At 59.6% G+C, this 13,590-nt stretch carries 12 protein-coding genes; 4 read left to right on the top strand and 8 right to left on the bottom strand.

The genetic code is table 11. The features are described 5' to 3' along the window. From RLCC275e_RS24700 to RLCC275e_RS24685, 4 genes are all read right to left on the bottom strand, one after another. Window positions 1-960: an ABC transporter permease gene (locus RLCC275e_RS24700; protein ID WP_033183081.1), complete on the bottom strand. Its 960-nt coding sequence runs from the start codon at window positions 958-960 to the stop codon at window positions 1-3. A gap of 83 nt (window positions 961-1,043) precedes the next feature. Further along, window positions 1,044-2,642 carry an ABC transporter substrate-binding protein gene (locus RLCC275e_RS24695; protein WP_033183082.1) on the bottom strand — a complete coding sequence of 533 codons (1,599 nt, stop codon included), beginning with the start codon at window positions 2,640-2,642 and terminating at the stop codon, window positions 1,044-1,046. Beyond that, on the bottom strand, window positions 2,626-3,369 hold the full coding sequence (locus tag RLCC275e_RS24690; protein ID WP_033183083.1) for a FadR/GntR family transcriptional regulator: 744 nt from the start codon (window positions 3,367-3,369) through the stop codon (window positions 2,626-2,628). The genes RLCC275e_RS24695 and RLCC275e_RS24690 overlap by 17 nt, the downstream gene beginning before the upstream one ends. Before the next feature lie 175 nt (window positions 3,370-3,544). Beyond that, the gene (locus tag RLCC275e_RS24685) at window positions 3,545-4,831 is read right to left on the bottom strand and encodes a GGDEF domain-containing protein (RefSeq protein WP_050516842.1); all 1,287 of its coding nucleotides are present in this window, start codon (window positions 4,829-4,831) and stop codon (window positions 3,545-3,547) included. 413 nt (window positions 4,832-5,244) lie between these two features. Here RLCC275e_RS24685 and RLCC275e_RS24680 point away from each other — a divergent pair, with 413 nt between their 5' ends. Both RLCC275e_RS24680 and fhuF read left to right on the top strand, forming a co-directional pair. Then, on the top strand, window positions 5,245-7,425 hold the full coding sequence (locus RLCC275e_RS24680; protein WP_033183085.1) for a TonB-dependent siderophore receptor: 2,181 nt from the start codon (window positions 5,245-5,247) through the stop codon (window positions 7,423-7,425). Between the two features lie 9 nt (window positions 7,426-7,434). Then, a complete protein-coding gene (gene fhuF / locus RLCC275e_RS24675; RefSeq protein ID WP_033183086.1) occupies window positions 7,435-8,217 on the top strand; it encodes a siderophore-iron reductase FhuF in 783 nt (260 codons plus the stop codon). A 123-nt stretch (window positions 8,218-8,340) separates the two neighbouring features. Here the strand turns inward: fhuF and RLCC275e_RS24670 are convergent, their stop codons facing one another. Then, on the bottom strand, window positions 8,341-8,832 hold the full coding sequence (locus RLCC275e_RS24670; protein ID WP_033183087.1) for a GNAT family N-acetyltransferase: 492 nt from the start codon (window positions 8,830-8,832) through the stop codon (window positions 8,341-8,343). Window positions 8,833-8,994: 162 nt separating this feature from the next. Between RLCC275e_RS24670 and RLCC275e_RS24665 the strand changes: the two genes are divergently transcribed. Continuing rightward, window positions 8,995-9,654, top strand: a complete 660-nt coding sequence (locus tag RLCC275e_RS24665; RefSeq protein ID WP_082229829.1) for a sigma-70 family RNA polymerase sigma factor — start codon at window positions 8,995-8,997, stop codon at window positions 9,652-9,654. On the opposite strand, the gene RLCC275e_RS24660 is transcribed toward RLCC275e_RS24665, so the two are convergent. The 3 genes from RLCC275e_RS24660 to RLCC275e_RS24650 are packed head-to-tail and all read right to left on the bottom strand — an operon-like array spanning window position 9,545 to window position 13,150. Then, window positions 9,545-10,732 carry a PLP-dependent transferase gene (locus tag RLCC275e_RS24660; protein ID WP_033183089.1) on the bottom strand — a complete coding sequence of 396 codons (1,188 nt, stop codon included), beginning with the start codon at window positions 10,730-10,732 and terminating at the stop codon, window positions 9,545-9,547. The genes RLCC275e_RS24665 and RLCC275e_RS24660 overlap by 110 nt on opposite strands. 10 nt (window positions 10,733-10,742) lie before the next feature. Beyond that, a complete protein-coding gene (locus RLCC275e_RS24655; RefSeq protein WP_130707967.1) occupies window positions 10,743-12,164 on the bottom strand; it encodes an MATE family efflux transporter in 1,422 nt (473 codons plus the stop codon). Continuing rightward, window positions 12,161-13,150, bottom strand: coding sequence for a GNAT family N-acetyltransferase (locus tag RLCC275e_RS24650; RefSeq protein WP_033183090.1), 990 nt, complete (start codon window positions 13,148-13,150; stop codon window positions 12,161-12,163). Before RLCC275e_RS24650 ends, RLCC275e_RS24655 begins: the two co-directional genes overlap by 4 nt. 205 nt (window positions 13,151-13,355) lie before the next feature. Between RLCC275e_RS24650 and RLCC275e_RS24645 the strand changes: the two genes are divergently transcribed. Then, on the top strand, window positions 13,356-13,574 hold the full coding sequence (locus RLCC275e_RS24645; protein ID WP_033183091.1) for an MbtH family protein: 219 nt from the start codon (window positions 13,356-13,358) through the stop codon (window positions 13,572-13,574). Window positions 13,575-13,590 lie beyond the last annotated feature (16 nt).

The following is a 13,590-nucleotide window of genomic DNA, read 5'->3' as shown; positions in this document are numbered from 1 at the left end:
TCAGCCCACCTTGATACGCGGGTCGACGACCGCATAGGTGATATCGGTCAGAAGATTGACGACGATAACGCAGGCGCCGATGACGAGCGTCGCCCCCATGATGACGGGATAGTCACGGGTCTGCACGGCATCGACGAGCAACAGACCCATGCCCGGCCAGTTGAAGACGCTCTCGATGAAGATGGCGCCGCCGATCGCAAGTCCGATGGTGGAGCCGATCAGCGTTACGATCGGCAGAAGGGCGTTACGCAACGCATGCTTGCTGATGACCCAGAACTCGCGAACGCCCTTAGCGCGGGCCGTGCGCACGTAGTCCTGGTTCAGGACTTCGAGCAACGAAGCGCGCATGTAGCGCATAATCAATGCGGCTTGCGCGACAGACAGAAGTGCCGCCGGCAGAATCAGATGATGGAGGAGATCGCCCACCGAGAATTCCTCGCCCGGCGTCAGCATGCCGCCTGATGGCATCCAGTGCAGGCGGACGGAGAAAATATAAAGGCCGATCAGCGCGCTGAGGAAGGCAGGGCTCGAAATGCCGGCAAGCGCAACCACCGACAAGGAGAGATCGGCCAGCGAATTGCGGCGGACGGCGCCGATCACCCCGCAGGTGATGCCTGCAACGATGGCGAAGGCAAGTGCAGTGCCCATCAAGAGCACTGTCGGGCCGATCCGTGACAGCACCAGGCCCAGAACCGGCTGATCGAGACGCTTGATCGAATAGCCGAGATTGCCGGTCAGCGCCTGCTGCAACCAGCCCAGATACTGCGCGGGCAAGGGCTGATCGAGCCCGAGGTTTCGGCGCAGATCGGCGAGGTCTGACGGCGACATCGGCAGGTTCGGATCGATATAGGCATCGATCGGATCGCCGGGTGTGAGGCGCAGCAGCAGGAAGATCAGCATGCTCAGGGCGACGAGCATGCCTATTCCTATGATCAGGCGTCTGAGACTGTATTGGAGCATCGGTAATCCGTCTTATCGGGCCGTCTTGTCCGGCCGTCTTGTCAGGGTGGCCGAGGCCACCCTCAAGGCTTCGCGGAAAACGCCTATTCGGCGATCGACCATTTCTGCGGATTGGCCTGGTAGGGGCCGCCGCCCGGCGCCGGCGTCCAGACGAAATCCTTCACCTTGGTCGAGACGATGCCGTAGCGGTTTGCCACCCAGAGCGTCGCCCAGGGCAGGTTCGTGTTCATCACCTTGCAGACGTCCTGATAGGCGGCATCCCGCTTGGCGCTATCAGGTTCGGCCAAGGCACTATCGAGTGCCTTGGTAAGGTCAGGCATGCGAACCCTGGCGACATTCGGTCCGGCCGGAGGGATCTGCTTCTCGTTGAGGCCGACATTGATGCTTCCGGCGTCCGGCCCGTTCTGCAGCCCGGCATAAACCAACTGGAACTGGGCAATGTCCGGCGTCGCATTGAGCACGATGCTGTTATAGGTCGGGGCATCGACGGCGCGCGGGACGATGTTGATGCCGACCTGGGCAAGCATCGCCTGGACTGCGGCAAGCACGTTGGTCGCCAGCGGCGTGGTGTAATAGGTCAGAAGGGTGATCGGCTTGCCGCCATTGATCTGGTCCCAGCCGGCTTCCGTCAGCAACTGCTTGGCCTTCTCGGGATCATAGGCATAGCTGTCGATATCAGGGGGTATCAGCTGGTCGGCGACATAGGCACAATTGGCTGGCTTGGCCGCACCGCCATAGAGGCTCTGGATGATGGCATCGCGATTGATCGCGTACATCACCGCCTGGCGGACGCGCACGTCCTTCCAGAGCGGGGAATCGTGGTTGAAGCCGAGATAGTTGACGACGAAAGAGTTGCCTTCGATGACCTGGAAGTCCTTGTTGTCCTTGAAGGTCGGCACGTCGTTGGAATCGACATAGGTGAACTGGATTTCGCCGGATCTCAGCGCCGCGATCGCTGCGGCCGGATTGGCGAAATAGCGATTGATGACGCGTTCCAGTGCGGGTTTGCCACCGCGATAATCGGTGTTTGCGGCAAGTTCGACATATTGATCCGAGACGTATTTGGTGAATTTGAACGGACCGGTGCCGATCGGAGCGGTGGACCACCAGGTGTTCTTCGCCAACTGGTCGGCCGGGATAGAGGAGAGCGCATGCTCGGGCAGCATCATCACCTTGGTCATCGTGTCGGGAAAACTGCTGCTGGGGGCGCTGAGCTTGATGACAACAGTGCGATTGTCCGGCGTCTCGACCGACGATATGCCCTTCAGCCGGGCAGCGAGCACCGAGCCGGTTTTCGCATCCATCGCAAGGCCCATGGTGAACTTTGCGTCCTTGGCGGTGAACGGTTTGTCGTCATGCCATTTGGCGTCCGCCAGCTTGAACGTGTAGGTCATCTGGTCGGAGCTGACCTCGTAGGAGCTTGCCAGCGCGCCGACGACCTTCTGCAGCTTCTCGTCATAGGTGATCAGCGGTTCGTAGTAGACGCTGAGCCAGGTGAAGCCGGCGGTCGCGGCGAGCGGATTGAAGTTGCCCTGGAAGCCTCCGGGGCCGACATCGAAGCCGCCCGACAGCGTGGCGGCATGAGCCTGGGTCGCAACGCCCGAAACGACAAGAGCCGGAACGGCAGCCGTCGACAGCAGGGCGCCAAGCGCAATAACAGATAGTCTAGACAGTCTTTTCATGTGTTCCTCCCACGTTTGAACTTGTCTTGTTGTTGGCAATCACCCGGGCAATGCCTTCGTAGTGACGATCCAGACGTCTGCGCGCCTCCTCCAGATCTTTTGCCTCGATCGCATCGACGATCGCGGCATGGTCGCGCCACGTCGCCATCGGATCGGCATTTTCAAGATTGACGAAATCCGACGCCTTGTAGAAGGCGAGCCAGAAGACATCGATCAGCCGCACGAGCGTTTCATTGTCCTGGCAGCGAAACAGCAGTCGGTGGAACAGCTGGTCGTCTTCCGCAAAGGTTTCGCCGCGCTCGGCATGGGCACGCATTCGATTGACGGTGGCGCGCAGCTCGGCGATGTCCTCTTCCCCGATCACTTCGATCGTCTTGCCGATCAATCCCACTTCCAGCGTGCGCCGGATTTCGAGGACTTCCTCGATCTGCCGCAGCGCGCCGCCGAGGCCGTAAGCGAGGTTGTCGAGAAGCGGCTCGAAGGAAAAGGCCTTCACAAAGATGCCGACGCCGCGCCGCGTCTCCAACACGCCGAGCGATTCCAACGCCTTGATGCCTTCCCTCAGCGAATTGCGGCTGACGCCGAGCTGGGTGGCGAGCTCTCCTTCCGTGGGAAGCAGAGTTCCGGGCGCGAGGCCATTATCATCGATATAGGCGCGCAGACTTTCCTGCACGGAGACATGCAACAGCGGGGCGCGCGTCAGCGGCTTCATCGATTTCAGTGTCATGTCGGCCACTTTCTCGCATCGCCAGTAAGATGGATATTACATATCCACTTGTAGGATATCTGTCAAATGGTCAGGTTTGATCGATTGACACCGGCCCTGCTCGCGGCTGTTTGACGCTGTCGTTCTCGGGCGCCAGAACGACAACAGGCAAACACCACAGTTTCCTGGAATGACTTCAGGCAGAGGCTTGACCGACCTCTGAAGCATGGACCACGACGCAGTTGCGACCAGTCTTCTTGGCAAGGTAGAGCGCCGCATCCGCTTGGCGCTGCATGTGCTCTGCCGACACGAGTCCGCTGTTTTGCATCAATATTGCTATTCCGATGCTGACAGTGACCCAGGGGCCGACGCGGGAGGTAGGATTTGGAAGAGACGCAGCTTCTACTCGGCTTCGAATTCTCTCAGCGACCACCCGGGCCTCTTGTTCATCAGAGCCTGGGAGAAAGACGAGAAATTCTTCGCCTCCGTAACGGGCGACCTGGTCCCGCTCGTCTCTCATGCTGCTCTGAATGATGCCGGCAACTTTCACCAGGCAGCGGTCGCCTTCGGCATGTCCGAGATTATCGTTGAGATGCTTGAAGTCGTCGATATCGCACATCAGCATCGCCGCGCCGCTCGTTCGTTTAAGATCCTCGCTCCAGAAATAATGGAGCGTTTCCATCATCGAGCGCCGGTTGGCGACACCCGTCAGCGGGTCGGTCCGTGCCAGCAATTCCAGCTGGGAATTGGCGTCGGTAAGCTCCGCGAGGCGACTTCGATCTCGTAACTCCAGCAAGAAAGTCTTCTGAGCGAAGATGGTTGCGGTGCGTCGGGCAACGACGGTTGCAGCCACACCGCTTGCGAAAAACAGCGTCCCGGCCAGAGCACTGCCCACTTCGATGGCTGGATTGCGCAGTTGAAACACAAGGTAGATACCAAGGGCAGAAGCACCGATCGCCATCGCCCAACCGAGTGGAACGGGAAATATGATAATGGCAGTGACGGCCACAAAAAGCATGATGGTCAAATGCCGCTCGTAAAACTCGCCACCGGTGTTAACGCCCACCAAGGCGACCGACAGGAGGATGAGAAAAACAGCCGAGAGGATGAAAACTCCCTGCACCCACAAAGCGCGCGGCCGCAGGAAGGCTATCGCTGCGACAAGAGCTGCAGGGGGAAGGATTGACGCTGGCCAAAGCATCGACATCACGGTTCCGGTCGGAAGCAAGATCGCGTTGAGGCCCAACGTCAGAACATCGAGCACGATAACCCAAACCATCCACGCGCGGATGATCTTGGCAGTCCGCGGCCAGGAGCGTTCGCGAAAAAGCTGAGCCAGTTCCCCATTGAAGCGGATATCACGCGTGCGTCCACCGAGCAGGCGCTCGACTTGCTCGACAATGGCCGGGCTCAACCTCTGGAGAGGTTTCCGCGAAGACGCCCTTACCGATTTGATAGGAGCTGTGGTTCGCTCGGTATCCATGTGTCGGATTTAGGGAGCAGACGACCGGAGGCAAGACGAGCCGCGAATTCCGCGCCAAAAGACGATATGCTTACCCTAATGATTTTGGACCACTTCACGACAGTATGTTGTTAAGTGTTTCACATCGGTTCAAAGTCTCACCTGTGCCGGGCCTAATTACGGTTCGCCCCCATCGAGACCGGCAGATTGACAGTCGTATCTGTCCGCACCTGGTCCCTCGCACGACAGAACCGCCTCCGTTGGCAATTTACCCGAACAGAACGTTACGGGCTCGATGGTGAGTGCAACCTGTTCGGGAGTGTCGAAGACGCAGTTTTTATCGATTAAAAGGTGACTAAAATAATCATCTTATGTTGACAAGGCCAATTTCGCTCCATAGGTTCCGCCCGCATCCGTGGCGTAGGGACCAATCAATGGCGCGTGTTTTTTTGAACGTTTCTAATAATGTATCGCGAATTTATAGAGATAGCCTATTTGGCACGACAGCGATCGTCCTGATCGGCATTGCAGCATCGCCGGCCTCAGCCCAGAGCGCATCCGCAGATGCCGGCGCGACAGCGCTCGACCCAATCGTCATTCAAGGTGCATCCTCTGATAGCAAGACTGACCGGACGTCCGTTGCCGCCAAGAACAGTTCGGCCGCGACCAAGATTAACACGCCGCTCGTCGAGACGCCGCGTTCAGTCTCGGTCACCACCGAGAAGGAAATTGAGCAGCGTGGCGCCCAAAGCATCATCGAGGCCGTACGCTATTCGGCCGGCGTGACAACCGGACCGAACGGCTTCGATCCGCGCTTCGACCAGATCTTCATTCGCGGCTTCAACGTTACGACGGTCGGCGACTATCGTGACAGCTTGCGTCAGCCCTATATCAATTACGGCATGTTCCGCACCGATCCCTATCAGTTGCAACGCGTCGAGGTGATCAAGGGACCGGTCTCCGTTCTCTATGGCTCGGGATCGCCGGGCGGCCTCGTCAACAAGATATCGAAGCTTCCGACCGAAGAGCCGATCCACGAAGTCGGTATCTCCTACAGCACCAAGGATCGAGCTCAGGCGATGTTCGATTTCGGCGGGCCGATCAGCGAAGACAACGACGATTTCCTCTATCGCATCGTCGGCCTTGCCCGCCGCGGCGACACCAATTTCGATATTGCCGACGACCGCTATTTTCTGGCGCCGTCCTTTACCTGGAAGCCTGACGAAGGCACGACCTTCACGCTTTACGGTCTGGCGCAGGCCGACGAGACCGACTCCAATGTCGGCGCGATCACGACCCTGGACGGCAGAATACTCGACATCAGGCAGAGCGATCCCGATTACGACTACCAGAAGGTCAAGCAGCAGCAGGTCGGCTATCAGTTCGAGCATGAATTCGACAACGGCCTGACGTTCCGGCAGAACCTGCGTTACTCGCATCTCGATCTTCGCGCTCGCTACCTCGGCGTTTCCAGCTGGACCGGGACCGTCGCGCATCGCAACGCCAGTTCGATCCGGGACGAGATGAACGTCTTCCAGGTCGACAACCAGCTCGAGGCGAAGTTTGATACAGGTCCGCTTGCCCACACGATGCTCTTCGGGCTCGACTACACCAATCTCCAGTCGAACTGGGGCTACGGCATCGGCGCCGTCAACTCGGCATTCGATTTTGATATCGCCAATCCGACCTATGGCGTGTCGGGCGCCACGCCGGCCTATAACTTCATCGTAGCCGATGCCGACATGCGGCAGGTGGGTGTTTACGCCATGGACCAGATCGAGGCCGGCAACTGGCGCTTCAATCTCGGCGGCCGCCAGACTTGGGTGAACCAGACGCGTGACACGACCTATCCCTCTTTTGGGTTGAGCGACTCGGAAGACGTCAGCAAGAATGCCTTCTCCTGGCAGGCGGGTGCGCTTTACCTCTTCGACAACGGCATTGCACCCTTCGTTTCCTATGCGACCTCGTTCGATCCGGTGACCAACCGGTCGACATCCGGCAAGATCCTGGAGCCAACCGAGGGTGAACAGTACGAACTCGGCGTGAAGTATCAGCCGCCGGGCACCGATATCCTGCTGTCGGCGGTCGCCTATCACATCGTCGAAAAGAACAAGCCCGTGCTGGTCAATCCGCTGACCCTTGCCTATGACTCGCTCGGCGAAGTGACAGGAAAGGGCATCGAGCTTGAAGCTCGCGCGGCAATCGCCGACGGCCTCGACATCATTGCGGCCTACACCTACAACCATTCTGAGGTCACCGGCGGCGACAACGAGGGCAACACCCCGGCCGTAACGCCCTCGCATGTCGCAAGCCTTTGGGCCAACTATACTTTCCAGGAAACCAATCCGTTCAACGGCCTGTCGATCGGCGCGGGGGTCCGCTATGTCAGCGAGAATTGGACGGATACCGCCAATACCTCGAAGAACCCTTCGAGCTTCTATGTCGATGCATCCGCCACTTATGATTTCGGCGCGGTCGACAGGAAATATGAGGGCCTGACGGCCGCCTTCAATATCCGCAACATTGCCGACGAACGCGACACTGTCTGCAACGAAGGCTTCTGCTATCTCGGCCAGGGCCGCAACATGACCGGCACCCTGAAATACCGTTGGTAAGGCACGGCAATGGAGACAAACGGGGCGTTCCAGCGCCCAACCTCGATCGCTGACCATCCTGTCCCCCACCAGGCCGTCGACCTCGACGATCTGGTGGGCGACAGCCCGTTCTCCTATTGCCGCGGCAAGCTGCTCAGCGCTCTCCCGCAGACGGGCATCGTCGTTTCCTGCAGGGATCTTTGCGACCGAGCGATCTTCGACGAGATCATTGGCCGATATGCGCAAAAATTTCCGGGCAGCGACCGTCGTGCGATCGTCTCCATGTGGACGCTCTATTATTTCAGCATGCTGACGATCGCTCCGAGCGTCCATATGTTCGTGAACCGCATCGCGCTGCCGATGGAGGTCGACCGGCTTTTGCTCGTCTGCAACGAGCAGACAGGCGAACCGGAAGCATTCGTGATGTCCGGCAGGCCCGAGGTGACAAGTGACCTGGCCGGCGAGCTTCACCGGCTGATGCTCGGTCACGCCGAGCCAGTCATCGCGGCGATCGCCGCCAACGCCGGCGTCGCGCCGAAGCTTCTCTGGAACAATGTCGCGGCCTATCTCTCCTGGATTCTCAAAGAGATCGCTCATCGTCAGGAGCCCGACCTCGTCGAAGGCGGCCTGGCGCTGCTTGAAGAGCCCGCATGGCCGTGCGGTCGGCGCAATCCGATGTTCGGCATGATCCGCGCGGCACGGCAGCAATGCGGACTGGAGTTCGCCCGCCGGAAAGTCTGCTGCCTGCGCTACAATCTGCCGGGAGTGGCTGGCTGCGGCGAAGCCTGTCCGCTGCCGGACGGGCGCCATTAGCTCCTATCGGCCCGCCAAGGTCCTGAAGAGACGATGGATGGCAGTCGGCGATGACGAGAAGGGCCGCTCCGATGTAGTGCGCGCTGGTCATTGCCAACGCGCCAGGCAGAGAGTCTCATCGCCTCAAAGCGCGGGTTCACCTGCCTCAACGCTGGCGAGTGGCTTGACCATGAACAGGCATGGATGGTCCTCGTGCCAGAGCTTTGCAAAGACCTCCGCCCGCACAAAGCCGTTCCGGTCATAGAAGCGCCGCGTCGCCTCGAACTGAGGCTCGTCGCGGCCGCGCGGGGCAAGCGTCTTGACCGTCAGCAGCCGGGCACCTGATTCATGGCCGAAACGTTCGGCTGCATCGATGAGATGGCGTCCGGCGCCGCAACCATGATGTTCGGGTCGGGTCGCGATCAGCGCGATCTCGACGGCGCCGGGTGGATGCGGTTTCAGGGCCATCAACGCGGTCACGACGTCGGCTTCGACATAGCCGAATACCGGCAGGTCTTCGATCGCCTGGGCGCTCGCTTCGATGACCTCAGGTTCTGAAAACCAGTCGGGCAAAGCGCCCATGATCGATCGGCAGAGCTCCGCCTTACCTGTCAGGATCTCAACTGTTTTTCCCATTTTTTCTCGCATCCACTCGGTCGATTTAAACTTGACTCTTGTTATCACCTTAAAATAGACACTGCAATCAAATCGTGTACTTTCCTCGAAAAGGAAGGCCAAGACCGCACCGACCAGCAACGACAGAGCCTGATTTTCCATTTGTAAAAAGGGTACAGGACAATGCAAGCATTGCATCGTGATGTGAACGGAAATGCCGTAGTCAACGCCATGATCGAAAACAAGGACAAGCTCCTTAAAACCATTGAAAGCGTTGTCAAATCAAAGTCATACTCCGAGGATATCTTTCAGGATGGCGTCATTAAAGCCTATGGGATCAAAACCGACGACATTCGTTGCCCGATCGGTTACGCCTTCCGGATGGTCTATAATCTCGCACTCGACGAGAGCCGCCGGCGACGTCAGAAGATGAACAACCATAGGTCGATAGACCAGATTCAGGAGATCACGGCTCCCATCCCCACCGTGCTCGACCAGCTCGTCGCTGCCGAGACTTTGCGCAATGTGCTTGCTTCGCTCGAGGCGCTGCCGAAGCGAACCAACGATGCGTTCATTCGCCATCGCCTCAACGGCGTGCCGCAGAAGGATATTGCAGCCGAACTCGGCGTCTCAAGGACCCTCGTCAACTTCATGATCAAGGCGGCAGAGGAACATTGCCATCTGGCGATCGCCGAACCAGCTTCCCGCCCCGATCATGCGCACCGACAGGACCCTATCGTTTCGCTGCGTGCAGCGCCTGCTGCAAATCGCTCCACAACAGTTCCGGCTCTTCCAGACCAACGGCGAAACGAACCGTCTGCTCGCTCACACCGAACCGGATGAAGGAGGTCATCCGGTCGGGGATCTGCAGCGCGACCTTGGCGGGGACCACCAGCGTTTCGGGTCCCCCCCAGCTGACACCGAGACGGATGTCGCGAAGGCTATTCACAAAGCGTGCGACATCGATATCGGGATTGAGGTCGAAGGTAAACAGCCCGGCATACCCCGTCAGCGTCGCCCGTCCGGGATGCTCCTGGAATGCCGGGTGACGAACGCGTGCAATCGCAGAATGCTCCTTCAGCCGCCCGGCTAGCAAAAGTCCGCTGCGCTCATGCTCCTTGAGACGGACACGCAGCGTGCGCATACCGCGCAGCAGCAGCCAGGCCTCGAACGGTGACAGTTTGGCGCCGACATAGGGGTAGGATATTGAATTGATCCTGGCGATGGCCTCTTTCGAGCCGACGACGACGCCGGCGACCGTATCGCTGTGACCGCCGAGATATTTCGAGGCGGCGTGAATGACGATATCGACGCCATGCTGGATCGGTTTTTGAAAGAGCGGCGTTGCCCAGGAATTGTCGATGATTGTGGTAACACCGGCCTCCTTTGCCATGGCCGACAGCGCCGCAATGTCCTGAAGCTCGAAGACGAAGGATGTGGGGTTTTCAAGGTAGAGCAGCTTGGCGCCCGACAGCGCCTTGCGGACCTCGTCGTGGTCGGCGGGATCGACGAAATCCACCGCGACGCCGAGCCTGGCAAGCAGCTTCACCAGAAGGCGGTAGACATCGTTGTAGAGATGGCGGACCGCAACGACCCGGTCGCCTGCCTCAACATGGCTGAGAATTGTCGATGTAATGGCGGCCGTTCCGCTCGAGAAGGCACGTCCGTCCTCCGCGCCCTCGAGGCGGGCGACCAGGAGTTCGAATTCGCGGACCGTCGGATTGTCGCCACGCGAATAGATGTAGTTGCGCGTGCGGCCCGCGAAAACATCCTCCATCGCCTCGTAACTGTCATAGGTGAACAGCGACGTCTGGAAGATCGGCGGAGACACAGCGTTGAATGCCGCGGGATCGACAGGCGTAAAGAGATCGTCAGCGACCGCATGGGCGCCAAGGTCGTGCGGGTTGATCGACTGGTTCATGGTCATCCTCTCATGGACAAAAGCTGGGATATGGACGGATGGAGGTGAGATGGTCGGCGGAGCGCTGCCGGAGCGCACGAAGTGCCCTCACCAGGCAGACGGCCGACAGCAACCCGGTCAGGGCAGAGGCCAGGAACATTGCTGCCAGCAAGCCTGAAAAGCCGAAGAACGGCGGCAGGAGAGCCAGCAGCGGAAACAGAAGATATCCATTCTGCGCCAGACCGATAGCAACCGCCGCTTTCGCTCTGCCCTGAGCCTGGAAGAGGATCAGCACCGTTTGCCGCAGGCCGAACAGCAGAAGCGGAAGATGGGTTGCGACGATCGCTTGCGCCGCGATCCCGATCACCGTCGCATCGTCGGTGAAGAACGAGGCAAGCTCTTCGGAGAAGGCGAGCGCGGTGAGCCCATAGGCGCCACTGACCGCACTTGTAACCACTGTCAGGATGCGGGCTGCCGACAGCACCCGAGCTGTATCGCCTCGACCCCATGCAAAGCTCAGGATCGACTGGGCCCCGAGTGAAATGCCGAGGACGGGGAGTGTTCCCACAGCAAGCAGCCGCAAGGCAATCCCGACGCCGGCGATGCCGGCTTCTCCGTGATAGGTGCCGGCGAGCGATACCATTGCCGCAATCGCGCCTGCGGTTGCGAGACTGGTCAGCGTCGTCGGTGCGCCGACTGCAAGCACAGGTTTGAGATAGCCGATATCTCCCCACCGCCAGCCAAACGTCAGCCGGACCGTCCCAAGTCGCCTGGCGTGGTAAGCAGCATAGATGCAAAGCGCGACGAGCTGGGACAGGATGGTTGCGATTGCAACGCCCTGCAGGCCGAGGCCGAAGCCAAAGATCATGATCGGGTCGAGGATCATGTTCAGCGCAAAGCAGGCGACCAGCGTCCACATGCTGAAGCGAGCATTGCCCTCTGCGATCGCCACGAAATCGAGAATGATCTGCGCCATCGTCAGCGGCACCGAGGCCGCTATGATCATCAGATATTGCTGCGCGAGCGGCTGAAGGGCAGGCGTGGCGCCAAACAGCAGCAAATCTGGAAATGCGTGGATTGCGAGAGCGCTTGCCGCGCCGAAGACGACGCCGGCCGCAAGGCTGATCGAGGCAATGGCGCCGGCCCGGGATCGATTGCCGGCTCCGAGCATCCGCCCGACCTCGGTTGCGACACCGACGCCGATCCCTTCGCCGAAGGCGGCGACGAGCATGAGTACCGGCAGGACGATCATGATCGCCGCGATCTGGTCTTCACCGATCATTCCGACGAAGATCATGTTGATCGTGTGATGGGCGGCGTTGATCGACAGGCCGAACATCGCCGGCAGCCCAAGCCGAAGCAGCAGCCTGAAAAGCTCAGGACTGGCAAGGTCCTCCGGGGCGAGGCGCTGCCGTCTTCGGAAGCTGCCGCTTGCGTCGCTCATGTCGTTCATGATGCCGGCACCCAGAGACGATCGCCGAAGAAACGCTCGCGGCCAAGCATGACCAGGAGCGCCCGCTTATGCGGAAAATCGAAATGCTTGACCTTGGCAAAACCCGAACGGTCGAGGTTGCGGATCTGCTGTTCGTGACTGGCGCGCGGCTCGCCGACGATGCGCTTCGTGCGCGGATCGTCGAGGAAGATGAAATGCATCAGCGAAGGAAGCCATGCGCTGATCCATTTCTTGCCGCGATAACCGGGCTCGCCGATCGCGACATGCCATCCACGATCATAGTCGTCGGCGTCGTAGAAGGGACCGAGCCGGTTCTCTTTCGCCCAATAGACCTCGAAATAGCCGAAGGGAATGTCCGCGAAACTGCCGATCAGCGGCAGGACATGCGGATCAGCGATCCTCTCCTCCAGGATCTCGCGATGTTTGTCGATCGAACCCGCATCCTCCCAGATCGTGTTGACCTGCTCATCGTTCATCCAGCGATGAAATGCTGCAAGATCGGTCTCGGGATCGGCCACCGTGAAGGTGATTTCCCGTTCCAGCCAGGGGATGAAACGCCTGTAGATCGTGCCTTTCGGCTTTGCCGGTCGACGCGGATGATACCGGCCCGCGGTCATCTCCTGCACGGGCGGCAGCGGATAGGACAGCTGCGGCAGCCACAGCGATGGCCATTGCCACAGGATCGCCGAATCGAGCCTTCCGTCGGCATCCGCAATGTGTCTGGGAAGGCTTGCTTGATGCCCTTCGAAGACGACTGAGGTGATCGAGCGATCTTCTGCCGTCACGGCTTCGGCGGCCGCCATAAGAAGCTCCGGCGATTGCACCGGATCGCCATGGTAGAAGGTCACCGACGCGATGCCGGCCTCAACCTCGAATGCGGCTTCGTGGTGGCCGTAAGCGGTCTTGAGGTGGATCAGATTGGGGGCGAGGCTGACGTAGCTGCGCGACTGCAGAGCGCGCCTTTGTTTGACGGCATCGAAATCCATGATGTTCTCCTTGGCCGGTCGGGGGCCGGTCGGGCTTTTGGCGCTGCGAGTATGAAGCGTGCTCTTGTACCGATTTGGTAGAATGACGATCCATCTCCCGCTTGATTTAGGGATAAGCGAAGAAAAAAATTCTCATCAATTTTCTAAACTGCAGCCTGCCGGATCCGTCACTTGCGCATGGCCATCATCACCGCAGGAGCTGCGAATGGATAATCTTGACCCTCACGGCGATCTCTGGATCGCCGTCATCGACACCGAGCGTCGCTACTCGGTCTGGCCGCTGGACAAGCGGATTCCCCTGGGCTGGGAGCCGGCGGGTTTTGCCGGTTCGCGCCAACAATGCCTAGCGCATATTGCTGACGTCTGGGCGGATCCGCGCCCGCTCTCTTTGCGCTCGGCAATCGCCGGCGACGCGCGTCTCTGAAAACGGCTGGATGGCA

Origin of the sequence: Rhizobium brockwellii, assembly GCF_000769405.2 — a bacterium.
Classification (GTDB): domain Bacteria; phylum Pseudomonadota; class Alphaproteobacteria; order Rhizobiales; family Rhizobiaceae; genus Rhizobium; species Rhizobium brockwellii.
This window is presented reverse-complemented; position numbering and strand designations above follow the sequence as displayed.